Here is a 25522-nt window from a genome sequence, read left to right as displayed (position 1 = left end):
AAATTAGCTTGTCCTAAAAAAGGATGATGACATAATTAATTACTTACCATTATCTCAAGTTTAGGTTTTATGTTGCCGTAAAATGATTAATTCATCTTTATGGTAATTAGGATTTTAAGCACATTTATTAGATTGTTATAATGGAATATTCTTCTTAAGAACCTTACACGCGTAATAATTATGCTCTTTCGTAATAATAGAACTCTTATGCCCTAATTTCAGAAAAGCACTTATAAAATTATTTTAATATTTAAAGAACCATGAAAATATTTATCAAACTAAATTTATTGACTTTATACTTAATTTTTTCTTTTGGATCAGAGCAAGTTATTGCAATCGGATTGCCCAAAAAAAATAATCATTTTTCCTTAGATGAGCTAAGATCTTCTATTCAGCTCAAGGACGATAAAAGCACTTTTTTATACTGTACAGAGGCGTCTACGGTAAAAGGTGAGTTAAAAATCGTAGGAGGAAATAACATGGAATGTAAAGGAAATTTCGAATTGGCATGGGATATTAATGTTCCATCAAATGGGACTTACGAATTATATCTTATTGCTAATGTCCGAAAGGAAGGTGAAAATACTGATATTTTGTTTAAGACCACAGGGGGGGATATGAACTTTAAATTGAAACCGACCAAAGGACCTTACCTTGGCGGAAGAAACTTTCAGAGACTAGAACTTACATCTGAAATTTCTTTAACCAAAGGGCAACAAATAGTGTCATTTTCTACCAAGGGAATTTCCGGTGATCATATCTTACTTGATTTTCGTTCGATTGAACTTGTTCCTATTTCGGCAAAAAAAAGAATTGAGAAAGAAAATCTGCGTGCTTTAAATTCAAGGGAAAGTGTTGATTGGCTTGTTAAAAGTGGTTATGGACTTATGTTTCACTGGACATCTGAAAGTGTTCAACAAGATGGCACTATTAAAAGTTATGAAGAGGCTGTTAATGAATTCGATGTGACAAAGTTCGCAGATATGGTAGAAGATACTGGAGCCGGTTATGTTATTTTTACAATCGGCCATGCCGAGTCTTATTGTCCTGCTCCCATAAAATCTTGGGAAAAAGTGCATCCAGGGCAAACAACTCAAAGAGACTTAATCGCTGAATTGGCTGATGCCTTAAAAAGGAAAGGGGTTGAATTGATTTGCTATATTAACGGACCTCTCGGATTTAACCTTGATGTTAAAAAAGAAACTCTGACAGATAATGAACAACAGAGTTTCGTAAATAATTTCCAAGATATATTAAAGGAAATGGGAAGTCGTTACAAACAACAAATTGCAGGTTATTGGTTTGATAGTTGGTATCAAATTTTTGAAAAGTTTCCTGAAGTTCCATTTGAACAATTCAATAAAGCCACCAAAATAGGGAACCAGAATAGAATTATATGTCTGAACTCTTGGATTTATCCATCCGTAACCCCTTGGCAGGATTATTGGGCTGGCGAGGTAGCGAGCCCCATCGATATCCCAGTCAATGGTTACATGCAAAACGGTCCGGCTCCGGAACTACCCTATCAAGCACTACTAATAATGGAACCATACTGGGTACAGCAGAAATCTGAAATGCCTAATCCGAGGTTAAGCTCCCAAAAATTGAGTAAGTACATATTAGATTGCATGAATAACGGAGGTGCTGTTACCGTAAATTTAGGAATTTATCAGGATGGAACGGTTGGTGAAAAAGCGTTAGAAGTGATGAAAGAGGTTAAAAGCATAGTGAGAAAATAGGAGTTTTGTACTATATGATAAAGTTCGAAAATTGTTGGATCTTCATATGTCGTCCAATGTTATTCTTGATAATAGGGTGCACTTTGGCTAATGCCCAAAATAAAATTGACCCCTATGCCGAAACAGGAGATCATTTAACAGGTGAAGGAACAATCACAGTGGAAATAAATCCTAATCAAATTAATGTACTCTCAGCCCGTTATGCCAGCATCAGCCCAAATTTGAAACCCATTGTTAAAAATCACATGTTTTTGTGGGTGGAGTCGATAACACCTGAACTTCATTATTTGGAGTGGAAAGTAAAATCACCCAAAGCAGGTGTTTATGAAGTATCTACTTTAGTATTTGCAGAGGAGGCTAGTATAGAATTAAGTTGTAACGGACAAAAAGAGGAAGTCGTGAACAAGGCACTGGAATGGTCAAGGCTTTCTATTGGAAAAGTGATGCTAAAGAAGGGTGTGAACACTGTTCAAATGATAGTAAGGAAGACTCAGGGATTTAAACTATCAAGCATAGAACTTACTCAGCCAGAAGTGCAAAAAAGCATTCAAGATTACACCTTGAAGAATAGGCAAAATCCAGATTGGTTTCGCGATGCTGGTTATGGATTAATGTTTCAATGGACAAATAGGGCAACTCCTGAGAAAGGTGACACAATAAAAAACTGGGAAGATAAAGTGAATGATTTTGATGTTGAACGTTTTGCCAATATGGTTGAGCAAACGGGAGCATCTTATGTTCTTTGGTCGATAACATGGGGGCAGCAGTATATTTCAGCCCCTATAAAGTCACTTGACAAATTAATTAAAGGTCGAACAACGAAACGTGATCTATTGGGAGAAATGGCAGATGTCCTAGATAAAAAAGGGATTAAACTTATCTTTTATTATCATTATGGTTACGATTGTTACCATTCAGTTGACTCTGATTGGATGGAAGCATCAGGTGGATATAAAGCTGATAAAACAGAATTATACTATAACATAACAAATATTCTGTCTGAGATAGGTAAAAGGTATAAAAGAAAGCTACACGGCTGGTGGTTTGATGGTGCGCAACGTTATTATGATTGTCATTTTGATGGCACCACAGGAGGTATATTAAGTGCTCCATTTAAGAAGATAAGTCAGGCAGCCAAAAGTGGTAACAGTGAGCGTATAATAGCTTATAATTCATGGATTTTACCACGCCTTACTGAATACCAAGATTATTTTGCAGGAGAGGGGTTGGCACAATTTGAAGAACTTAAGGAAGGAGTATTTCAAGAAGGACTTCAAAAAGGATTAATGGCCCACACTTGTTTTCCCCTTGAAAAAAGATGGGGGCATATTGATAAGAACAGTAAAATTGTGAGTCCGAACTATTCTGCTGAAATACTTATATCGCAAATTAAATATGCACAAGAACACAGATATCCATTATCTATTAATCTCGAAATGTATGAAGATGGATCTGTTTCGCCTGAATCGCTTGAACTCTTAAAAACAATACAAAAAACAATGTCTACCGATGAATGAAAAATCAACCCGGGGTTCTGGATTAAAGAGCAATCCGACAATGGAGGTGCCAAATAAGTATAGGGCAATATCAAATGGTAATTTAACAAATAAAACTATTTTCAATGACACAGTATTTTGAAACCATTTATTGGAAAAGATGGTCACCAGGCCTTTTTTTGATTTTTTTATTAATAAGTTGTGGTTCTAAGGAAAAGGTAATTAATCTTTATGTCGGTGAGGGAAATGGCGAATCTACGGAGGTAGTATTCAAAGGTATCAACGAGGCTATAATAAAGGCAAATGAAATTCGCTCAAAGGATAAAGTCAATCCAATAATCATCAATATATCCCAAGGGGAATATTATTTAGACTCTACTTTGCTTATTACGCCTAAGCTGGGTAATCTTAGCATAATTGGTGAAGGTTCCGATTTGGTTACTATAAAGGGTTCAAAACGGCTACAACCTGATTGGGAAAAATATAACGACCATATTTGGGTATCCCAAATGCCGGACAATACTGCCTTTGACCAGTTGTTTGTAAACGGTATTAGACAAAATTTGGCGCGCTATCCAAATTATGACGAAAGGGCAGGGCATTGGCAAGGGCATTCTGCCGATGCCATTTCCCTAGAGCGGGTTAAATCATGGGCTCAACCTATAGGAACCATTGTTCATGCCATGCACGCCGGAGAATGGGGTGGGTTTCATTACACAATATCAGGGATTAACGAAAAAGGAGAACCAGTATTATCAGGAGGACATCAAAACAATAGACCATCGGCAGGAATGCACGAAAAACTTAGGATGGTGGAAAATGTATTTGAAGAGCTAGATAGCCCTGGTGAATGGTATTTTGATAAAAATACAAGTAAACTATATTATTGGCCACAAACAACTATTGATATTCAAAACGCGATATTCGAAGGGGTATATTTAAAACATTTGCTTGAAATAAAGGGCTCGGAAGAATTACCAGTTAAAGATGTGTCAATAGAGGGGATTAAATTTGAGCATGCCAAAAGAACGATTATGGAGAATTATGAACCCTTACTTAGAAGTGACTGGACTATCTATAGAGGGGCAGCTGTTTTTATAGAAGGAACAGAAAACATTGTCGTTAAAGATTGTGAATTTTCAAATTTGGGAGGTAACGTTATTTTTGTTAGTAATTACAATAGAAGTACAACAATTTCTGGCAACCATATTCATGACTGTGGCGCTTCTGCTATAAGTTTCGTAGGCAGTCCTAGTGCAGTACGCTCTCCTTCATTTCAGTACGATGAGTTTATTCCTTTTAAAGAATTAGACACAATAAAAGGACCAGCGAACAATATGTTTCCAAAAACATGTACGGTAGATAATAATTTGATTTATAGAACTGGAAGATTGGAAAAGCAGACGGCTGGTGTAGAAATTTCAATGGCTATGGATATAACCGTAAGCAACAATAGTATTTATGAAGTGCCTAGAGCAGGTATAAATGTTAGTGAAGGTACTTGGGGTGGTCATATTATAGAATATAATGATGTGTTCAATACCGTATTGGAATCAGGAGACCATGGCTCTTTTAATTCATGGGGCAGAGATCGTTTTTGGCACCCAAATCGTGAAACGATGGACGAAATTGTAGCAAAGAATCCAAAGATGCCCTTGTGGGATGCTATACATACCACTATAATAAGAAATAACCGTTTTAGGTGTGATCATGGTTGGGATATTGACTTAGATGATGGATCTACCAACTATGCAATATATAATAATGTATGTCTTAACGGTGGTTTAAAATTACGAGAAGGGTTTTATAGAACTGTAGAAAATAATATTATGATTAATAATGGGTTTCATCCTCATGTGTGGTTTAAAAACAGTGAAGATGTTTTTCGTCAAAATATTGTTCTTACAGACCATAAAGACATTAGGTTACAAGCATGGGGCAAAGAGGTAGATTATAATTTGTTTCCAGACGAAGAAGCCCTTTTAAAAGCTCAAAGAAACAATACAGACTTACAAAGTGTTTTTGGAAACCCCCAATTTATTAATCCAAATACTGGAAATTATACTGTTTCAGAAAATTCACCCGCACTAAAAATAGGTTTTAAGAATTTTCCAATGGATAGTTTCGGAGTAAAAAAAATGGCCTTAAAAAAAATAGCAAAAACTCCTAAATTTCCAATAATATGGTCATTAGACAATAGTGAAAAAACAAAGAAAACTAGTTTAAATTGGCTTGGTGCACAAATTAAAAATATTGAGACCATGGAGGAAAGATCCGCATCTGGATTAAGTAAAACTGCAGGCGTACTGATTATTAATATTGATGCTAAAAGTGTATTGTCAAACTCTGCACTACAACCTGGAGATGTTATAATTGCAGGTGAGTCGAAAGAAATTGATAAAATTTCAGATTTAATGAAAATGTATCAAGAACATAATTGGAAAGGAGTCTTAAACTTAAAAATTTTCAGGAATCAAAAAATAATGGAATTGACGATAAAAACTAAATAAAATCTCAGATGAAGAGATACATCAAGAGTACTATAGGTCTTTGTTTATTATCCTTATTATTTATAAGTCATAAATCCGTTAATGATAATACTGTTATAAAACTTAATAGTGATGAATTTAATGTACTAATGGGGCACCAAGGCAGTCTTGAAGGCTCCATTAAATATGGACCTAATAAGGGGAATGGTTTTTCTGAAAAAGATAATGATATCGTATATGGATTTACAGATGTAAATGATAAAATAACGTGGACAGTTGAGGTGCCCGAAACGGCAGATTATTTGGTAGCAATACAATATACAGGTAAGGAATTCCAAGGACAAACTCCTGACTGTACAGTTGAGATTATATCAAATGGTAAAGTACTTAGTACAGCGTTAAGGGGGCTTACACAATACAATGAATCACGCAAGGTAGCAGGCACAAGGCAGTGGTTCGATGAGGTTATACCTTTAAAAAAAGGAATAAATACAATAACATTTCATTTTTCTGAAATTTCGAGCAAGCAAATTAAAGCTGCGAAAGAAGAGTTGGACAATGGAATTCCTCCTAAATCATCAGCTTCAATTGCTGTTAAAGATATTGCCTTAGTACGTCCAAAGGTTTGGAATGCAATGAAAGTACGAGCAAAGGAATTGAAGCCCGATTTATCGTGGATGAGAGATGGTAAATACGGTCTTTTTATTCATTGGTCATTGTTCACTTATCCCTTATATGGCGATAAGCAAGCGTTTGAGACTTTTGAGTGGGGTGTAAATACGTTTGATGTAGACGTATTTGCCGATTTGGTTGCTGAAACTGGGGCTTCATGGGTAACCTTTACTACTTGTCATGGGATGCAAATGTTTCCAGCACCGATTAAAACACTAGAAAAAGTACTTCCGGGAAGGACTACAGAGAGAGATTTGATTGCGGACTTAGCAGAAGCCTTAAATAAACGAGATATAAAACTATTGTTGTACTATAATATGTCTCCTAGAGGTGAACTTGCTGCTAAATTAGGTATAGAAGAGAACCCAGATAAATGGTTTCAATATCTGAATGATTTTGCTCGTGAGGTGAGTTTAAGATACGGGAAAAGTATTGCCGGCTGGGGATATATCGATTCATCGTTTTCTGCTTATGTAATGAATATGCCATGGGAGAAGTATTATCGATCATTAAAGGCCGGTAATCCCGATGCAGTTGTAGCCATTAGTAGTCACTGGTGGGCGCAATATTCTCCTTTTAATGATCTTCAAACAAGTGATTCAGGTGGCAGCTTGAACAATCCGCTTGATAAAAAGTTATTTGAGGAAGGTGGTCGTTATGAAGGATTGCAGGAACATTCATCTTTTGTGTTGGATGGTTCATGGTTTCCAAAAGAACCTTTCAATGGTATCATCAGGCGTGATTCCAATTCAAAGGGAGGGCCTACTTTCTCCGAACAAGAGTATCTCGATTATTTTCATAAAATGGCTAAGGCTAATGTTCCGGTTACTGTAAATATGCTGATAACCCAAGATGTTACAAGAGACCAGCCATTTGTCAATCCAAAGAGTTTAGAATTTATGAAAAAAGTAAAAATAGCATTAGGAAAATAATGTACTTAAAACTAATAAAGAAACTAAATTAATATGAAATGAAAGAATTTTTAATTATTGGATTGCTGGGGGTAATCCTATCGACAAGCCTTTTTGCACAGCAACAAACAAAACCCAATGTTATATTTATATATGCTGATGATATGGGCTATGGAGAGGTTCAGGCACTAAATCCAACCCATAGCAAGATTCCAACACCTAACTTAAACCAATTGGCAGCAGAAGGGATGGTCTTTACTGATGCCCATACAAGTTCGTCAGTATGTACTCCATCACGATATGGATTGATGACCGGTCGGTATAATTGGCGTACACGATTGCAAAGGGGGATTGTAGGTGGGGGAAGCGAACCCCTGATTGAAGCAGACCGAATGACGCTTGGTAGTTTGTTCCGTGGCAAGGGCTATAGTACATCCATTGTTGGAAAATGGCATTTGGATTATCATTATGAATTGCCAAGCGGGACAAAAAAACCATCGAGACAAAAGATGACCGAAACACACTTCTATGCTCCTGCCCCTATAGGTACCCACATTCCAGACGGACCTATCAGTCGTGGTTTTGATGAATTTTATGGCTTCCAGCAATCTGCCGATATGAGCAGTATTGTTCAAGACGATACGATTATCAAAGAGATTCCTTTTATTGAAACACTTCCTGATTTAACAAAAGAAGTAGTACGGCAGATAGATGATAAAGCTGCAGCGGCAAAGTCAGGAAAGCCTTTCTTTATTTATTTTGCGCAAAATTCGCCACATTCACCAGTGGCCCCAGCTCCCAATTGGAAAGGAAAAGGGACTTTGGGTGAGTATAGTGACTTTGTAGCTCAAACCGATGGTTCTGTAGGTGAAGTGATGGAGGCCCTTAATCGTAATGGGCTAAGCGAAAATACAATTGTAATTTTTAGTTCGGATAATGGTACCTCACAGGGCCGAGAAGTGGATATTTCTTATTTAGAGTCGAAGAATCATTTTCCAAGCTCTAAGTTAAGAGGATACAAAGCAGATCTTTGGGATGGTGGGCACCGTGTCCCTTTCATTCTTCGTTGGCCAGAGAAAGTGAAAGCTCACTCTCAATCCAATCAGCTTATTTGTTTAACCGATATGATGGCGACCTTTGCAGAGATGCTTTCTGAAGAGCTTCCTGATGAGGTTGGAGAGGATAGTTTCAGTTTTTTTAATTCTTGGTTTGGAAAAGCTGTTAACAATCCCCGTGAAAGTATAGTACATCATTCTGTTCATGGGCGTTTTTCCATACGTAAAGGCGACTGGAAATTACTTTTAGCGCCAGGCTCAGGAGGAAGGACTGCCCCATTTGGGATCGAAACTATAAAATTGGGACTGCCTCAAGTACAACTCTACAATATGAAAGAAGACTTGGGTGAGAAGAATAATCTGGTGGCACAGTACCCTGAAAAAATAACAGATTTAATCGCCCTTCTTGAGTCCTATGTATCAAAAGGACGAAGCACGCTTGGTGCTATTCAGAAAAACGAAGTGGAAATAGATATTTGGAAAAATGAATTGAATTCTACGGAACCACATCCTAGTTACAGAAAATCCAAGAAAAATTAAAAAAGAAGTAGAAAAGGAGGATTTTTTGTTAGTCTTAGACGCATTAGTACCAATGCAAAAAAAATGCTTTAATCCGGCCTTCTTTTTTCTCTCAATGTTTCAATGATTTTTCGTGTTTCGGCAATTCTTTTTTGTAGCGGGTTACGATGCCACCAGGCGCGCATATCTACCCGATCGTTGGGTTGCTTCAATTCCGCTTCCAGTTCATCCAGATACTTTTCGTTTAATGACAAGTAGTCATCGAATGTTTCCGGGTTGTGAAAACCCCCGTCATTTACAGTAATATAAATAGGTGTTGTATGGGCAACTTGATTTGGGCCTGCAAAACAGCGTGCAGCTATCCAAGTCCCTTTTTCTAATTCTAGATCAAAGTTCAATTCCATATTTTCCAGAGATTGAACATCCCCATTAGGCGTTATTTCTTTCAACACTTTTCCATGGGCTATTATCTCCAGCTTTGAAAGTGGAATTTGGTCTTTATTTCCTAAAGCTTTTGCCTTAATGGAGACTTTTTGCGGTGCCGACAATTTAATTTCATCACCTGGGAGATGATTATCGATACTAAAAACAAGCATAGGGCCGGATGAGACAAAGGTGTGTCCTTCCTTTAGATTTTTCTTCCAAGATGCATACTCAAATTTTCCATCTATCCAAGTATAAAACCTGACATTGCCAATTCGGGCATTCCAACTTGGGTCGTCGGTACCAAATGACGGACCAAGGCCACACCAGGGAAAGTCGGATCCTGCCGTTGCCGTAAGTTTATAGCCCAAATCCAGAAAGTGGTAGTAATTTTGGGTAAGCAGAGGGCCCCCATTGACACAAAATTGGAGTAGTTCAAGAAAGTCCACTTTGCCGCTTAGCACATCTAAAGTCATACCCCTTGAACCATTAAAGGACATACCTTGATGGGCATACCCAGTTATCCCGTTCAATTCATGAACCTTATCAAATATCTTATCGTATTCGTAATAGTCTTTTTGTTGCCGAACAAAATCATCGGCTACCAAGGCGATTGTATGACCAATTTGGTGAGTTCTTGGGTCCTCCTGGCCAGTAGAAAGTAAGCTTTCATTCTGTCCATATGTTCCATCTTCTCCAAATGCATATTGGGAAAAATAGGTTGCCCAGAAATCTCCCATTTGAAGTAAGATCCCAACATTTAGCCCTTCGGCTTCGACCCATTTCAAGATTAGTGGGTTTTCCCTTGGAGACCGGCGAATATGAATGTGGTCATCGGCGGAATACCAACCTAAATCTGACATTTTAACCCACCTTTTCATCTCAAAACTAAAAGTGTTGCCTCCACTTTCCTTTACTTCGATAGTATGCTCCTGATCCAGATATTCAAACCCTTTTGATAAGGTAATTTTATATTTTCCAGGGCGTAGATCAAGATTAAAATGGCCATCAATATAATAGGTGCTATCTGGTTGAAAACCGTAGCGTTCCGCTTTGTCGTCCCTTCCGTACATAATAGAAATAGCCTCCTTGGGGATGCCGGCTACATATCCATTAGAATCGTTGATTTTAGTTCGTACTGCCGTTGGCTTTCCTGTATTTTTATCCGTAACCGTAACGTTAATGGAAGTTGTACTATTTTGGCAAAGACAATGGAACGAAAAAGTAAAACTTAATAAAACGAGGACTATTTTCAGTGGGTTCATTTTAGGTGATTTAACTATTGACCTTTTTAAAGTTAACAATTAAAAATCATCTTGAATTCTTATAGCCCCAGATTTATATGCAACTTATAAATTATGCTGCTTTTGGGGCCTTTGTTCCTTTTTTTTTGGCAGCATCAATGGGATTATGGCCCATAAAAACACCACAGCTGGACTATACCATAACCCGCTTAAGGCAAGTGGCTTTTTATTTATGATCTGACTTTAATATTATTTCGCCCTCCCTATAGAAGTTTATCGTCTTGATACCAATTTTTATTGAACACATTCGCCAATAAATATTCTGCCGCATCCTGATCCGAAAGCATTGGTTTCTCTTTTGGAATAGGAATTTCTTAGGGCCATAGGGTAGCTTTACTACAAAAGCTAGATTGTTCTGTGTCCTCTAATTTTGTTTTATCTTAAAATTTGATTAGTGGAAGAACTGGATTCTTTCCTTCACTTCGCTTCGGAAAGGGCCATGGGGGGTGGCTTTACAAGGAAAGGCTACTACGCCAAATTTAATGTGGAAACAATTTTAAGAGTTGTGGGAGAACTGGATTCTTTCCTCCGTTTCACTACGGAAAGGGCCATGGGGGTGGCTTTACAAAGAAAACCAAGGTCGCTCCGCGCCCTATTTTTTCGTTTTGCTTCAAAGCCAATGCGAGCATTGCTTTTGCGCAAAACAAAAAAACCAGCTATTTCTAGCTGGTTTTCTTTGTAGCGGGAACTGGACTCGAACCAGTGACCTTCGGGTTATGAGCCCGACGAGCTACCTACTGCTCTATCCCGCGATGTATGTTCAATGTACCTTAAAGGTACTGTCATTTTATATTTTTCCAGTCAGAGTAGGTACCCTGTCCTGAGCGTAGTCGAAGGATGCTGCTCTATCCCGCGATGTGCGTTTCCAAAACATTCAACTTGGCTCTAAACCCTCAGTTCATAATGCTGACTGAATTATTTCGGACTGCAAAGATACATGCTTTTTATGATTTCCCAAATCTATTTTCAATTAAATATTAAAAATGAGACTAAATTTTTATCAAACATTTAAAAATGCCCAGTTGTAGTCCTCATTGTCCAAAATCTTTCTATTTTGTATCGATTTTAATTAAAATCCGTCACCTTTAATTCGCCCGATCATCTATGGATAACTATGGTTTTCTCTCAATCTTACCACCTGTAATCGCTATTGTGCTGGCGCTCAGAACCAAACAAGTTTATATAGCCCTGCTTTTTGGGATTTGGTTCTCTTGGGTGATCATCAATGATTGGAATTTTTTTACCGGTACCTTAGCCGCAGTGGAAGGTATGGTCAATGTTTTTAAGTCGCCTGGCAATACCAGAACCATAATGTTCAGTGCCCTAGTGGGAGCCTTGTTATTGTTTATACAGTATTCCAAAGGGGTCGAGGGTTTTATAAACGAGCTTAATAAGGTAATAGCCTATTTTGAAAAAAAACAAAGTGGGTATAGTAGGGTAGTAGTACAGCTTATGGCAATGTTCACGGGAATTTTACTGTTTGTGGAGACTAGTATTAGTTCCTTAACGGTTGGAACTCTATATCGTCCTATTTTTGATAAACTGAAGATTCCTAGGGAAAAACTGGCCTATATTGCCGATTCCAGTTCTGCTCCTTCCTCCATTTTAATTCCCTTTAATGCATGGGGAGCATTTATAATGGGACTTTTGCTTACCCAGGGTATAGAAAATCCGTTTGGAACTATGCTAGAGTCCATAGCTTATAATTTTTATCCTATCCTGGCCATTGCCATTGTTTTCGTGGTAATTATTACCAAAAAGGATATTGGACCTATGTCAAAAGCGGAAAAGCGCACCAGGGAAACGGGTAAATTGCTTAATGATAATGCCAAACCTATGTTGTCCAGTGAGGTAACCTCCTTTGAGTCCAAAGAAGGAATCAAGGCCAAGGCTTACAATATGATCGTTCCCCTTGCAACCATGGTAGTTATGATGCCTTTCTTTCTGGCATATACGGGTTGGGACGCTGTGGAGGATGCAACTTCTTTTGGCGATCATGTATTTAAGGCAATTGGTCAAGGTTCTGGTTCATCATCTGTCCTATACGCAGTTCTTACGGCGATTTTGGTGGCCATGGTGCTCTATCGATCTCAAAAAATTATGAAAACCAAAGAAATGATAGATCTGACACTAAAGGGTATTAGTGAATTGATGCCACTGGCTTTATTAATGCTATTGGCCTTTGCTATAGGGGATGCTTGTAATGCTCTGGGTACCGGACAATTTATCGCAAACTGGTCCAAAGATTGGTTGTCTCCTGTTTTTTTACCGTCAGTTATTTTTGTAATTAGCTCCTTTATCGCATTTTCAACCGGGACTTCCTGGGGGACCTTTGCCATTATGATGGCGATTTCCATGCCCATGGCTGAAATCCATGGTGCACCAATACCTTTAGTGGTTGCTGCTACTTTAGGAGGTGGGGTTTTTGGAGACCACTGTTCGCCTATTTCGGATACCTCCATTATTTCCTCCATGGCCTCTGCCAGTGATCATATAGACCATATAAATACCCAGTTGCCCTATGCCTTGATCGGGGGCTTAATAACAGTAGTGCTTTATGTAATTTTAGGCTTTATTATGATATAGATAGAAGGATTCTACTACCTTTGCACCTATTATAGTTAAAAAGGGAAGATGTCGCATAAAGCCGGTTTTGTAAATATTATAGGAAATCCCAATGTGGGGAAATCCACACTCATGAATGCCTTTGTTGGGGAAAAATTATCCATTATAACCTCCAAGGCACAAACTACCCGGCACCGTATTTTGGGAATTGTCAATGGTGACGATTTTCAAGTTGTACTTTCCGATACTCCGGGAATTATTAAACCGGCCTATGAATTGCAGTCTTCTATGATGGATTTTGTAAAATCTGCCTTTGAAGATGCCGATGTGCTGCTTTATATGGTAGAAATTGGGGAGAAGGCCTTGAAGGATGAGCGCTTTTTTGAAAAACTAAAAAACACCAAAATCCCTGTTTTGCTCCTTTTGAACAAGATTGATGTTTCGGAACAAGGTATTTTGGAAGAACAGGTTCAATATTGGCACGAACAATTACCAACAGCTGAAATACATCCCATCTCTGCCTTGCAGAATTTTAATGTTAAGGAAGTCTTTCTTCGGATATTGGAATTGTTGCCAGAAGCCCCGCCTTATTACCCCAAGGACCAATTAACGGATAAGCCGGAACGCTTTTTTGTAAACGAAACCATTAGGGAAAAAATCCTTCAATTCTATAAAAAGGAAATCCCATACTCTGTGGAGATCGATACCGAGGAGTTTTTTGAGGATGAGGATATAATCCGCATGCGATCTGTTATCATGGTGGAGCGCGATTCCCAAAAAGGTATTATTATAGGTCATAAGGGAAGTGCCCTAAAAAGGGTAGGGGTGGAAGCCCGTAAGGACTTGGAAAAATTCTTCGACAAGCAGGTGCATTTGGAACTCTATGTGAAAGTCAACAAGAATTGGAGAAGCGATCCCAACCAATTGAAACGCTTCGGGTATAACCAGGGGTAGCGTCTTATTGGATTGTTTAAATCACAGAACACGATATGATTTTTGGAACTAAACAAAGATTGTCCGGTCAAGCGCAGTCGAGACCTCAATGATACTCGCTGATTTATTCTTAACTGGAAAATGTAATTCGGAATCAGATTTTTCTCTTTCCACTGAAAACTGCCCACTGCCAGCGCCCTGTACATCAAACCCCTTCCGTCTTCTCCTCTGTCGAAGCCACCTTCCCTTCCTTAGGGGAAGGAACATCTTTCGATCAAATTATTTTTGGCCTACAGCCTTGAACTTGAAACTTTGAACCTATTTCTGCCCACTGCTTCCTGAAACTGCCAACTCATTTTAATCTTTGAACCTTAAACCTTAATATGCTGTAACATAAACTCATGCAACTGATGCATTTGGGGCTTTCCTTTTCTTCTTCCTATCCTACCAAATACATAAAGAACAATCCAGGTTACGACCATTAAGGCCATTAATCCTATTTGAAGGCCTATTTCTTTGCCCAGGGCCTTATTGGAATAGGCCCAAACCCCAAAAATGATAAAAAGGGAGGCTACTCCAAAATGGACAAACATAAAGAAGGTCCATAAAGTGGGGTTGGGACCAAATAATCCGTAAATGGTACTGTTGCCGTCCTCCTGGTCCACTATCTCTATTTGTAACTGAGGCGACCAGAAATGGGTTTCCGCCCTATTGAATTTTATAAAAACATGATGATCGGATATTTTAACCTTAAAAGGGGGTTTGTCCACTTCTTGAAACAATTGTAGAATGGGTTGGGCAGGACCTTTTAGGTTAAGTTGGAACCTAGGTCTTAATACAATTTCGTTGGGTAAGGCTTTCAAACTATTTGGCTGATAATTAGGATAAAAGATACTGTTTTTTCTTCGGATATAAATAGTACTTTTGCAACAAATTAAAAGTATGAGTGCTATAGTAGCCATTGTAGGAAGACCTAATGTAGGCAAATCAACCTTTTTTAACCGATTAATTCAAAGAAGAGAGGCCATTGTTGATGCTGTGAGCGGGGTTACGCGAGATCGTCATTACGGAAAAAGTGATTGGAACGGTGTGGAGTTTTCTCTGATCGATACCGGCGGATATGTGTTGGGGAGCGATGACGTATTTGAAAAAGAAATAGATAAGCAGGTAGAACTGGCCATAGATGAGGCTGATGCCATCATCTTTATGGTGGACGTGGAAGCCGGGGTTACGGGTATGGATGAGGATGTGGCCAATTTGTTGAGACGTGTAAATAAGCCCGTTTTCTTAGTAGTGAACAAAGTGGACAACGGTAAAAGAGCTGAAGATGCCGTGGAGTTTTATTCCTTGGGCCTAGGCGAATATTATACCATTGCCAGTATAAACGGTAGTGGTACGGGCGACTTATTGGACGATTTGGTAAAGATATTACCGGAAAAGGAAAAAGAGAAGGACGACTTGCCGCGTTTTGCTGTGGTTGGAAGACCTAATGCAGGAAAATCGTCTTTTATCAATGCCCTTATAGGGGAAGAAAGATATATAGTTACCGATATTGCCGGTACTACTAGAGATAGTATAGATACTAAATACAATAGATTTGGCTTCGAATTTAATTTGGTGGATACCGCTGGGATCCGTCGCAAGGCCAAGGTGAGGGAAGATTTGGAGTTCTATTCCGTAATGCGGTCCGTAAGGGCTATTGAGCATTCGGATGTGTGCATTCTTATGTTGGATGCTACCCGTGGTTTTGATGGACAGGTGGAAAATATTTTTTGGCTTGCACAACGGAACAATAAGGGAATCGTAATCTTGGTGAATAAATGGGATTTGATTGAAGAGAAAGAGACCAATACCATTAAGCATTATACCCAGAAAATTAAGGAGGCCATAGCACCCTTTACAGATGTGCCCATTCTTTTTATATCTGTTTTAACGAAACAGCGAATTTTTAAGGCTATAGAAACTGCAGTTCAGGTTTATGAAAATAGACAAAAAAAGGTGGTGACCAGAAAGCTGAACGATATTATGTTGCCCATTATAGAAAACTATCCGCCGCCGGCCTATAAGGATAAGTATGTAAAAATTAAATTCTGCACCCAATTGCCAACACCCTATCCGCAGTTTGCATTTTTCTGTAACCTTCCTCAATATGTAAGAGATCCTTATAAGCGTTTTCTGGAGAATAAATTAAGGGAGAATTTCGATTTTACAGGGGTGCCTGTATCGGTCTTTATGAGAAAGAAATAGGAATCTGTATTGTTAATGGGGTATTTCTAATTTCTAGGTCTTAAAGTTCTGTTAACCATTTGGGTCGTAGTGGGTCAAGGGTTATTTTTGGTGGCTTACCAAACTACCAAGAATCCAAGACAGTATTGCCAGATGAAGAAATTTCACTTTTCTATCCTATTTTCCATTTTATTTTTTAACCTTTCTTTTTCCCAGGATTTTGTATTGAGCGGGAAAATTGTTGATGCTATTACCAAGGCACCATTGGAAGCCTCCACTATTTATGCAGAATCTTTAAAGGATAGTACCTTGGTTTCCTACACCGTATCCGATCAAAAAGGAGTCTTTGAATTGGAAGGGGATACCAATCTCAAGGAGGTAAATGTATATTTCTCCTACAATGGGTATAAGCCACATTATATAAAAGTTAAACTGGGGGCTCAGGTAGATTTGGGGAATGTGCAATTGGAGGAACAAGCGCAGGAATTGGATGCTGTACTTGTTGTGGGCGATAGGGTGCCTATCACCATAAAAAAGGACACCTTGGAATTTAATGCTGATTCCTTTAAGACAAAGCCCGATGCGACTGTAGAGGATGTTTTGAAAAAGCTACCTGGGGTAGAGGTAGATAGTGATGGTAAGATAACCGTAAACGGTAAGGAGGTAAATCAGGTCCTGGTAAACGGACAGGTATTCTTTAGTAACGACCCCAAGGTAGCTACCAAAAGTTTGCCCAAGGATATAATAAGCAAGATTCAAATTACAGATACCAAAACCAAAACCGAAGAGTTTACCGGGGAAGCTGGCGATGGTGAAAACAAGACCATCAATCTAACCATCAAGGAAGATAAGAATAAGGGCTATTTAGGAAGAATGGCGGCAGGTTATGGTACCGATGAAAGATATCAACTAAACGGACTTATCAATTATTTTAATGATAAGAAGAGGGTAAGCGTTATTGCCAGCTCAAATAACATAAACAATTCTGGGTTTTCTTTTGATGAGATTTACGATATGGTAGGGAATACCGATGGGGGTTATTCCGGAGCCAGGGAATCAGGTCTTATCAATAATTTCGGTAATGGAATCACTACTTCATCCAACGTAGGGACCAGTTATGCCAATTCTGAAAAAGGGGAATATAAGATCGATGCCAACTACTTTTTTGGATATAGCGATTCCTATAATGACCAAAGGACAAGTAGGGAAAACATTTTGCCCGACAGTAGATATTTTACAGACAACGTATCCAATTTCGAGGGCTCTACCAATTCTAACCGGGGGGCGGCAAATATAGACTATGATGTAGATGAAACTCTTCGGGTTACGGTTCAGCCTTCTATGAGTATCAATAGGACAAATTCGGTCAATAGCAACAACACGACTTCCACAGATGAAAATGGGGATTTGATCAACAGAAATGATAGGATAACTGTCAGTGATGGACATCAAAGAAATTTTTCCAATCGTCTTGGAATTATGAAAAAGCTTGATACTATTGGTAAAATGATCAGCATTAACTTCTCCAATAACAATTCTGAAAATGTGAACACCTCCAACCTAAACTCCTTCCGGGAGATATATGGGGATGACCCAAGTGTAGAAAACCTGGATCAGCTGTCGGAAATCGATAATCAAACAAATTCCTATGAATTGGAGCTGGATTATAGGCAGCCATTGACCAGTAAGTTGTTTTTGGATTTTGGTTATGAATACCGAAATGATCAAAGGGACAATGCCAAGCAGGTAATGGATTTTGACGCTGCTACTAATGGCTATACCGATTTTAATACGGCTTTAAGTTCAGATTTTAACTTCGGAAATATTCAACAGTCCCCATCATTTGGAATACGCAGCAATGGTGAAAAATTGAATATTAGGGCCAATGCCTCCTATGTAATGACAGATCTTAAGAATCAGGATTTTCTACAGAACACCTCTTTTTCCAATTCCTATAAGAATTTATTGTTTAGAACTAATATTAGGTATAATATAGGCAAGAACAAACGCTTGTACCTGAGGTATAATTCCAGGCTCAATGTGCCATCGGTAAATCAATTGCAACCTGTTCCCAATATCAATGACCCATTGAACGTAGTAATAGGGAACCCCAATTTGTTGCCCAGTGTTAACCACGGCGTAGATTTTAATTACAACAATTATAACTGGAAGGATAAAACCGGAATTTTTCTTTATACCGGATTTGATATCCAGAAGGATAGGGTGTCCGCCATCTCCACAACGGACGATAATTTTTTAAGAACTACCCGTTATACCAATGTGGATGGCAATTATAGTGGATACGGGGGTGTTGGGTATTCCAAGCAAATAAAGAAAGACAGTCTCTATACCCTTAAATTCAACGTAAGGCCAAGATTGAGTTATGGAAGACAGGTAAGTTTCACCAACGGCGTGGAATTAAAGGCAAAAAGTTTTGATGTTACCCCCTATATTTCCACTACCTATAATTATAAGGAACAGTTAGAGATTGAACCTGGATATGGTATAGGCTTTAACAATACCACCTATAATTTGGAAAGTGTTGAGGATATAAAATTCACTTCCCAGAATGCCAGTCTAAGGGTTACCACCTATTGGCCCAAAAACTTAATATGGGGCAATGATCTGAAATATAGTTATAATGGCAATGTAGGTCCAGGATTTAGAAAGGATGCCCTTTTTTGGAATATGAGCCTTGGGCTTCAAATGATGAAAGATAAAGGAACTTTGAAGGTCTTGGCCTACGATTTGTTGGATCAAAATATAAATACCAGAAGGACTACTGGGGAGGATTTTATTCAGGATTTTCAAGGTACGGTACTACAGCAGTATTTTATGGCAAGTTTTACCTACAAGTTTGATCAGTTTGGAGGCAAAAAACCTGATGTTGGAGGTAGAAGAGGTCGTTACAATTAATGTTTTAGTTTGAGATTTTTCTGATTTGAAGGGTTTCTGGATTGAAAAGGTTTCTGGTTTGAAGGTTTATTTTCAAATCACCAAATTAACTTAGCGTGAGTTGTCTATTAGAAAATTTACGTCAGTCAGAGTGATTTTTGGTAGAAAATCGTATCGAAGACAAGTGAATTTTCGATCAAAAGCCTAATTTCGATACAGTTTTTCTTCGTTTCACTATGAAAAACCACTCAATTTGACGGCTTTTGATTTTTAAGTTTTTACATCGAACTCGCGATCGCTTATTACCAAATTTTCAAATTAAGCCATTGCTGCATAAAAACAATGACACATTTATTCATTGGTAAATTGATCCATTATCCCATTGTTACATTAATTCATTGATACATTGGAAAATCACCATCCCCCAGACGAGCCACCGCCACCAAAGCCGCCACCGCCGAAGCCTCCTCCGAAACCACCGCCTCCACCACCAAAGCCACCACCGGAAGACCCTGATCTGTAGCCTCCACGGCCCATATTGCTGAGTACAATAATATCCCAAAGGTCCATACCCTTTCGGTTACCTCCCTTACCACCGCCACCTTTTCTTCCCTTATTAGAAAGAATGATGAGAATTACAATGAAAATGATGAAAGGCAATAGGGTCTGAAATGGAAAACCAGTATTTTTGTCGAAACTGCGTTCTTCCTTGAATTCTCCATTGAGCACATTAAAAATGGCATCCGCCCCTTTGTTGAGTCCGTCGTAATAGTTGTCCTGCTTGAATTCTGGTATAATGACAGTTTCTATAATACGTTTGGAAAGGGCATCCGTTAATAGGGGCTCTATTCCATAACCTGTATTGATGGCAATTTTCCGGTCGTCCCGGGCCAATAGAATTAAAATACCGTTGTCCTCTTTGGCTTGTCCAATACCCCAGGCATGTCCCCAGTTGGCGCCTAAAAAGTTTATATTTTCCCCTTGGGTAGAGGAGATAATGGCCGTTACGATCTGGGTTGAAGTACTGTCCGAATAACGGATCAATTTTTGTTCCAGGCTAGCTTTTTGTTCGGCAGAAAGTAAATTTATATAGTCATAAACACTCGTTTGTTCCTGAAGCTTGGGTTTTTCGGGAATTTTAAATTGGGCAACAGTTATGGAGAAGCTGCATAATACCAGGAATAAGAGACTACCCTTTAGATACTTCATTGCTTAATTCGTTGGTGTTGTTATGTCGCCAAGGGAAATGGGTTTCCAATTCTTTGCCGGCCATGAGTATTCCTTCTATGATACCTTGCTTAAAATTTCCTTTTTTAAAATGATTTTCCAGAATCTTTTTGGTGTTGTCCCAAAAATTGTCGGGGACTACGCGGTTTATCCCCTTATCGCCATAAATAACAAACTTCTTGTCATGTACGGCAATGTAGATCAATACTCCATTTTCTTCTTTGGTATTGTCCATTTTTAAATAGTGAAATACTTCTTGGGCACGTTCAAAATGGGGTTTTTTGGACTTGGGTTCAATATGCACCCTTATTTCCCCGGAAGTATTTTTTTCGGCCTCTACAATAGCATTCACTATTTCCAATTCTTCATTGGCCGTTAAAAAATCTTCTACTTTGGACATCTTGATTTTAGTTGAATTCGAAATTCACATCCGGAGCCTGTTCTGCACCAGCTTCAGATTTAAAGTAAGCCAGTTCATCAAAATTAAATATGCCTGCCAATACGGAATTAGGGAATGTTTTTATATGATTGTTGTAGGGCAAAACGCTTTCGTTAAATCGATTTCGTTCTATGTTTATTCTGTTTTCCGTGCCCTCCAATTGTGACTGCAGTTCCAAGAAATTTTGGTTGGCCTTCAGGTCAGGGTAACGTTCTACGGTTACCAAAAGACTTTTTAGTGCTCCGCTAAGTCCCCCTTGTACCTCATTGAATTTTGCCAGCTGCTCTGGGGTAATATTCGTGGGGTCTATGCTAACGGAGGTGGCTTTGGCCCTAGCTTCTATTACAGCTGTAAGGGTACCTTTTTCAAAATCAGCTGCGCCTTGTACCGTCTTTACCAAGTTGCCTATAAGATCGTTTCGTCTTTGGTAGGCACTCTCCACATTGGCCCATGACTGGGTAGAGGTCTCCTTAAGCTTAACAGCCGTGTTGTTGAAGCCTACGGCCCATTGGTACAAGCTTATTCCTATAACGGCAAGGATAATTACTGGAATTAACCATTTTTTCATGATCAGTGTATTTAGTGTTATTTATAGTTGGTTCTTTATTTTGATCAGTTCTGCCTTAACCTTTTCCAATTTTTGGATTACATCAAAGGTAGACAAGGTCTTTAATTTATCTTCCTTTAAATGGGTTTTGGCACCTTCCAGGGTGAAACCGCGTTCTTTTACCAAATGGTAGATAAGTTGCAGGTTTTTAATATCCTGGGGGGTGAATTTTCTATTGCCCTTAGCGTTTTTTTTAGGCTTAAGCACATCGAACTCCTTCTCCCAAAAACGGATAAGTGAGGTGTTCACATCAAAGGCATCGGCTACTTCACCAATACCATAATATCGTTTTTCCGGAAGATCTATATGCATTAATCCAGGGATTGGTTTTCTTGGTTAGCGTATTTCAACATATTTTCGAATTCCTCTGCGGTTAAACTTCCGTAGTAGAAGTTGATGGGGTTAATGCGTTCGTCATCCTTCCATACCTCATAATGCAGGTGGGGTGCTTCGGAACGCCCAGTGCTTCCTACAAAGCCAATAAGATCACCTCTTTTTACCTTTTGTCGGGCTTTAACGTTATACTGACTTAAATGACCATAAAGGCTCATATATCCATAACCATGATCTATTCTTATATGTTTCCCGTAACCTGAGGCGTTGTTGTCAGCGCGGGTAATGGTTCCATCACCTGAGGCATAAATGGGAGTGCCTTTAGGGGAGGTGAAATCCATTCCCCAGTGCATTTTTCTGGCTTTGGTAAAAGGGTCTGAACGCCAACCGTAACCCGATGCCATACGCGTAAGATCTTCATTTTTTATGGGCTGTATAGCGGGGATTGCCGCCAATAATTTTTCTTTTTCCTCCGCCAGCTTTGTAATCTCATCCAAGGATTTGGATTGTATCACCATTTGTTTTTGAATAATGTCCAGCCTTTTGGTCGTGGCAATGATCATTTCGGAATTGTTGAAGCCTTCTAAGGATTTGTACCTGTTTACCCCTCCAAATCCAGCTCTTCTCTGTTCTTCAGGAATAGGATTGGCCTCGAAATATAATCTGTAGATATTGTTGTCACGATCTTCAATATTAGCCAGTACGTTTTCTATCTGCTCCATTTTCTTGCCCAGCAATTCGAACTGAAGTTCATAGTTTTTCACTTCCCTGGCCAAAGATAGTTCGCGCGGGGTGTTTACCAAATTAGTGTTTAAAAGCAATATAAGACCTAAAAAACCAAATAGAAACGACCCTAGAAAAAATAGAGCAATATTTCTAAATCTTCTGGATTTTTTGGGTTCTATCTTACGGTAAGATAGGGTGTCCGGGTCGTAATAATATTTTACCTTAGACATGTATCTAATTTATCCTATTTTTGTGGTCATGTTTATAGATAACTTGCAAATTTGCAAATTGTTTTCTAACAACCGTTAAATATATAAAAAGCTTACCAATTTACATGAAATCCCAAGAAATTAGAGCCAAGTTTTTAGAATTTTTTAAGGAAAAATCCCATAAAATTGTTCCTTCTGCACCTATGGTCATCAAAGATGATCCTACATTAATGTTTACCAATGCGGGCATGAATCAGTTTAAGGAGTTTTTCCTGGGAAACTCAGTCCCTAAGTACACTCGAGTGGCCGATACCCAAAAATGCCTTAGGGTTAGTGGCAAGCATAACGACTTGGAAGAGGTGGGGAAGGATACTTACCACCATACCATGTTCGAAATGTTGGGGAACTGGAGTTTTGGGGATTACTTTAAGGCCGAGGCCATTGCCTGGGCATGGGAATTTTTAACCGAAGTGTGCAAGATTGATAAGGATAGCCTTTATGTAACGGTCTTTGAGGGAAGTAAAGATGCCGACAAGCTGGACCAAGATACGGAGGCCTTGGAGCTTTGGAGTAAGATAGTGGCCAAGGAAAGGATTCTTTTTGGGAACAAGAAGGATAATTTTTGGGAAATGGGAGACCAAGGACCCTGTGGCCCCTGTTCGGAAATACACGTGGATATCCGTTCGGCAGAGGAAAAGGTAAAAGTTTCCGGTGCTGCCCTTGTCAATCAAGACCATCCTCAGGTCGTGGAGATCTGGAACCTGGTTTTTATGCAGTACAATAGGAAGGCCAATGGACAATTGGAAGCCTTGCCGGCCAAACATGTGGATACCGGAATGGGCTTTGAACGTTTGTGTATGGTAATGCAAGGGGTGCAGTCCAATTACGACACCGATGTGTTTACCCCGATAATCAGGGAGATAGAGACCATCACCAATTCCAAGTATGGAAAAGACGAAGAAACAAATATTGCCATTAGGGTAATTGCGGATCATATAAGGGCGGTTTCCTTTTCCATAGCTGACGGACAGTTGCCCGGTAATACGGGGGCGGGCTATGTAATCCGTAGAATTTTGCGAAGGGCCATTCGTTACGGATTTACCTTTTTGAATACCAAGGAACCTTTTATGTTCCAATTGGTAAAAGTGCTTTCCGATACGATGGGGAAATCCTTTCCAGAACTTAAGGACCAACGACAGTTAATAGAAAATGTGGTCAAAGAGGAGGAACATTCCTTTTTAAAGACTTTGGACCAAGGATTATTATTGTTGGATAATATTGTTGCCGAAAACAAGGACAAAAAAATAGACGGTAGAAAAGCGTTCGAGCTGTACGATACTTTCGGATTTCCAATTGATTTAACAGCACTTATTTTAAGTGAAAGGGGATATGAACTGGATGAAAAAGGGTTCGAAGCTGCCATGAAGGAGCAAAAGGATCGTTCCAGATCGGCATCCGAAGTGTCCAAAGAAGATTGGATCGTTCTTGCCGAGGATCCACATCAGGAATTTGTGGGGTATGATAATTTGGAGACCTCTGTAAAAATTGTAAAATATAGAAAAGTAACTTCCAAAAAAGAAGGTGAGCAATATCAGATCGTATTCAACCTTACCCCTTTTTATCCTGAAGGTGGAGGACAGGTTGGGGACAAGGGATATTTGGAAGCTTCCAATGGGGATGTGGTATATATCTTGGATACTAAAAAAGAAAATAACGAGATTGTACATTTTGCAAAAAATTTACCCAAGGATTCAGGGGATAAATTCAAGGCGGTGGTAGATGCAAAGCAGCGCAAAAGAACGGAATGCAACCATACGGCAACCCATTTGTTGCACCAAGCATTACGTGAAATTTTGGGAACCCATGTGGAACAAAAAGGTTCGGCGGTACATTCCAAATACCTACGATTCGATTTTTCGCATTTTGCCAAACTTAGTGCAGATGAACTGAGGGCAATTGAAAGTTTTGTAAATGCGAGGATAAGTAATGGACTTCCTTTGGAAGAACAGCGAAACGTGCCTATGGAAAAGGCCTTGGAGCAAGGGGCAATGGCCCTGTTCGGAGAAAAATATGGCGATGCGGTCAGAACTATTCGCTTTGGGCAATCAATAGAACTTTGCGGTGGGACCCATGTGCGGAATACTGCTGATATTTGGCATTTTAGAATTAAGTCGGAAGGCGCTGTGGCTGCGGGAATACGCAGGATAGAGGCCATAACCTCCGATGCTGTCAAGGATTATTATTCTGAAAGTAATAATACCCTGTTGGAAATTAAGGAGCTTTTGAATAATTCCCAGGAACCTATTAAGGCCTTAACGGCTTTGCAAGAAGAAAATTTGAGATTGAAAAAAGAGGTGGAAAACCTCTTAAAAGAGAAGGCTAAAAATTTGAAGGGCGAGTTGCTTAATGAACTAACTAAAGTAAACGGAATTCAATTCTTGGCCAAAAAGGTAGATTTGGATGCGGCAGGAATTAAGGACATCTCCTTTGAGATGGGACAGAATAGAAAGGACCTTTTTTTACTTTTCGCTTCGGAGAACGAGGGGAAAGCACTTTTGTCCTGTTATATCTCCAAGGAATTGGTAGAGGAAAGGAAATTGAATGCTGGAACCATAGTTCGGGAGCTTGGAAAGTACATTCAAGGTGGCGGGGGCGGTCAACCGTTTTTTGCTACCGCCGGAGGTAAAAATCCAACTGGGATTGGAGAGGTACTGCAGAAAGCTAAAGATTATATACTATAGGACGATTATAAAA

18 protein-coding genes and 1 tRNA gene are annotated in these 25522 nt (G+C 39.1%); 11 read left to right on the top strand and 8 right to left on the bottom strand.

Features of this window, described 5'->3' with window-relative positions:
• Window positions 1–260 precede the first annotated feature (260 nt).
• The 5 genes from LV92_RS17585 to LV92_RS17565 all read left to right on the top strand — a co-directional run bounded on the left by LV92_RS17585 (window position 261) and on the right by LV92_RS17565 (window position 8902).
• The gene (locus LV92_RS17585; protein ID WP_111624918.1) at window positions 261–1739 is read left to right on the top strand and encodes an alpha-L-fucosidase; all 1479 of its coding nucleotides are present in this window, start codon (window positions 261–263) and stop codon (window positions 1737–1739) included.
• An 83-nt stretch (window positions 1740–1822) separates the two neighbouring features.
• Window positions 1823–3256: an alpha-L-fucosidase gene (locus LV92_RS17580; protein WP_170126353.1), complete on the top strand. Its 1434-nt coding sequence runs from the start codon at window positions 1823–1825 to the stop codon at window positions 3254–3256.
• Window positions 3257–3360: 104 nt separating this feature from the next.
• Window positions 3361–5745, top strand: a complete 2385-nt coding sequence (locus tag LV92_RS17575; protein WP_111624916.1) for a PDZ domain-containing protein — start codon at window positions 3361–3363, stop codon at window positions 5743–5745.
• An 8-nt stretch (window positions 5746–5753) separates the two neighbouring features.
• Window positions 5754–7328 carry an alpha-L-fucosidase gene (locus LV92_RS17570; protein WP_111624915.1) on the top strand — a complete coding sequence of 525 codons (1575 nt, stop codon included), beginning with the start codon at window positions 5754–5756 and terminating at the stop codon, window positions 7326–7328.
• 38 nt (window positions 7329–7366) lie between these two features.
• Window positions 7367–8902 carry a sulfatase family protein gene (locus LV92_RS17565; RefSeq protein ID WP_111624914.1) on the top strand — a complete coding sequence of 512 codons (1536 nt, stop codon included), beginning with the start codon at window positions 7367–7369 and terminating at the stop codon, window positions 8900–8902.
• A gap of 68 nt (window positions 8903–8970) precedes the next feature.
• Here LV92_RS17565 and LV92_RS17560 read toward each other — a convergent pair whose 3' ends face one another.
• A complete protein-coding gene (locus tag LV92_RS17560; protein ID WP_111624913.1) occupies window positions 8971–10569 on the bottom strand; it encodes a CehA/McbA family metallohydrolase in 1599 nt (532 codons plus the stop codon).
• 433 nt (window positions 10570–11002) lie between these two features.
• Between LV92_RS17560 and LV92_RS17555 the strand changes: the two genes are divergently transcribed.
• Window positions 11003–11290, top strand: a complete 288-nt coding sequence (locus LV92_RS17555) for a hypothetical protein (RefSeq protein WP_111624912.1) — start codon at window positions 11003–11005, stop codon at window positions 11288–11290.
• Here LV92_RS17555 and LV92_RS17550 read toward each other — a convergent pair.
• Window positions 11288–11360 (bottom strand) — tRNA-Met (locus LV92_RS17550). The genes LV92_RS17555 and LV92_RS17550 overlap by 3 nt on opposite strands.
• Window positions 11361–11712: 352 nt before the next feature.
• Between LV92_RS17550 and LV92_RS17545 the strand changes: the two genes are divergently transcribed.
• Window positions 11713–13194: a Na+/H+ antiporter NhaC family protein gene (locus LV92_RS17545; protein ID WP_111624911.1), complete on the top strand. Its 1482-nt coding sequence runs from the start codon at window positions 11713–11715 to the stop codon at window positions 13192–13194.
• A gap of 48 nt (window positions 13195–13242) precedes the next feature.
• Window positions 13243–14127: a GTPase Era gene (gene era, locus LV92_RS17540; protein WP_111624910.1), complete on the top strand. Its 885-nt coding sequence runs from the start codon at window positions 13243–13245 to the stop codon at window positions 14125–14127.
• Between the two features lie 350 nt (window positions 14128–14477).
• Here era and LV92_RS17530 read toward each other — a convergent pair whose 3' ends face one another.
• A complete protein-coding gene (locus LV92_RS17530) occupies window positions 14478–14969 on the bottom strand; it encodes a GTP-binding protein (RefSeq protein WP_111625077.1) in 492 nt (163 codons plus the stop codon).
• 79 nt (window positions 14970–15048) lie between these two features.
• Here LV92_RS17530 and der point away from each other — a divergent pair, with 79 nt between their 5' ends.
• Both der and LV92_RS17520 read left to right on the top strand, forming a co-directional pair.
• Window positions 15049–16353, top strand: coding sequence for a ribosome biogenesis GTPase Der (gene der / locus LV92_RS17525; protein WP_111624908.1), 1305 nt, complete (start codon window positions 15049–15051; stop codon window positions 16351–16353).
• 132 nt (window positions 16354–16485) lie between these two features.
• A complete protein-coding gene (locus tag LV92_RS17520; RefSeq protein WP_111625076.1) occupies window positions 16486–19248 on the top strand; it encodes an outer membrane beta-barrel protein in 2763 nt (920 codons plus the stop codon).
• Window positions 19249–19641: 393 nt separating this feature from the next.
• Here the strand turns inward: LV92_RS17520 and LV92_RS17515 are convergent, their stop codons facing one another.
• The 5 genes from LV92_RS17515 to LV92_RS17495 are packed head-to-tail and all read right to left on the bottom strand — an operon-like array spanning window position 19642 to window position 22789.
• Complete coding sequence (locus LV92_RS17515; protein ID WP_111624907.1) at window positions 19642–20436, bottom strand: TPM domain-containing protein; 795 nt, start codon at window positions 20434–20436, stop codon at window positions 19642–19644.
• Window positions 20417–20854: a TPM domain-containing protein gene (locus tag LV92_RS17510; protein WP_111624906.1), complete on the bottom strand. Its 438-nt coding sequence runs from the start codon at window positions 20852–20854 to the stop codon at window positions 20417–20419. Before LV92_RS17510 ends, LV92_RS17515 begins: the two co-directional genes overlap by 20 nt.
• Before the next feature lie 7 nt (window positions 20855–20861).
• On the bottom strand, window positions 20862–21461 hold the full coding sequence (locus LV92_RS17505) for a LemA family protein (RefSeq protein ID WP_111624905.1): 600 nt from the start codon (window positions 21459–21461) through the stop codon (window positions 20862–20864).
• Between the two features lie 21 nt (window positions 21462–21482).
• Window positions 21483–21812, bottom strand: coding sequence for a MerR family transcriptional regulator (locus tag LV92_RS17500; protein ID WP_031445282.1), 330 nt, complete (start codon window positions 21810–21812; stop codon window positions 21483–21485).
• Entirely contained in the window at window positions 21812–22789 is a 978-nt protein-coding gene (locus tag LV92_RS17495) for a M23 family metallopeptidase (RefSeq protein ID WP_111624904.1), read from the bottom strand. The genes LV92_RS17500 and LV92_RS17495 overlap by 1 nt, the downstream gene beginning before the upstream one ends.
• Window positions 22790–22893: 104 nt before the next feature.
• Between LV92_RS17495 and alaS the strand changes: the two genes are divergently transcribed.
• Window positions 22894–25509 carry an alanine--tRNA ligase gene (gene alaS, locus LV92_RS17490; RefSeq protein WP_111624903.1) on the top strand — a complete coding sequence of 872 codons (2616 nt, stop codon included), beginning with the start codon at window positions 22894–22896 and terminating at the stop codon, window positions 25507–25509.
• Window positions 25510–25522: the final 13 nt, after the last annotated feature.

It is taken from the genome of Arenibacter echinorum (genome assembly GCF_003259375.1).
Classification (GTDB): domain Bacteria; phylum Bacteroidota; class Bacteroidia; order Flavobacteriales; family Flavobacteriaceae; genus Arenibacter; species Arenibacter echinorum.
This window is presented reverse-complemented; position numbering and strand designations above follow the sequence as displayed.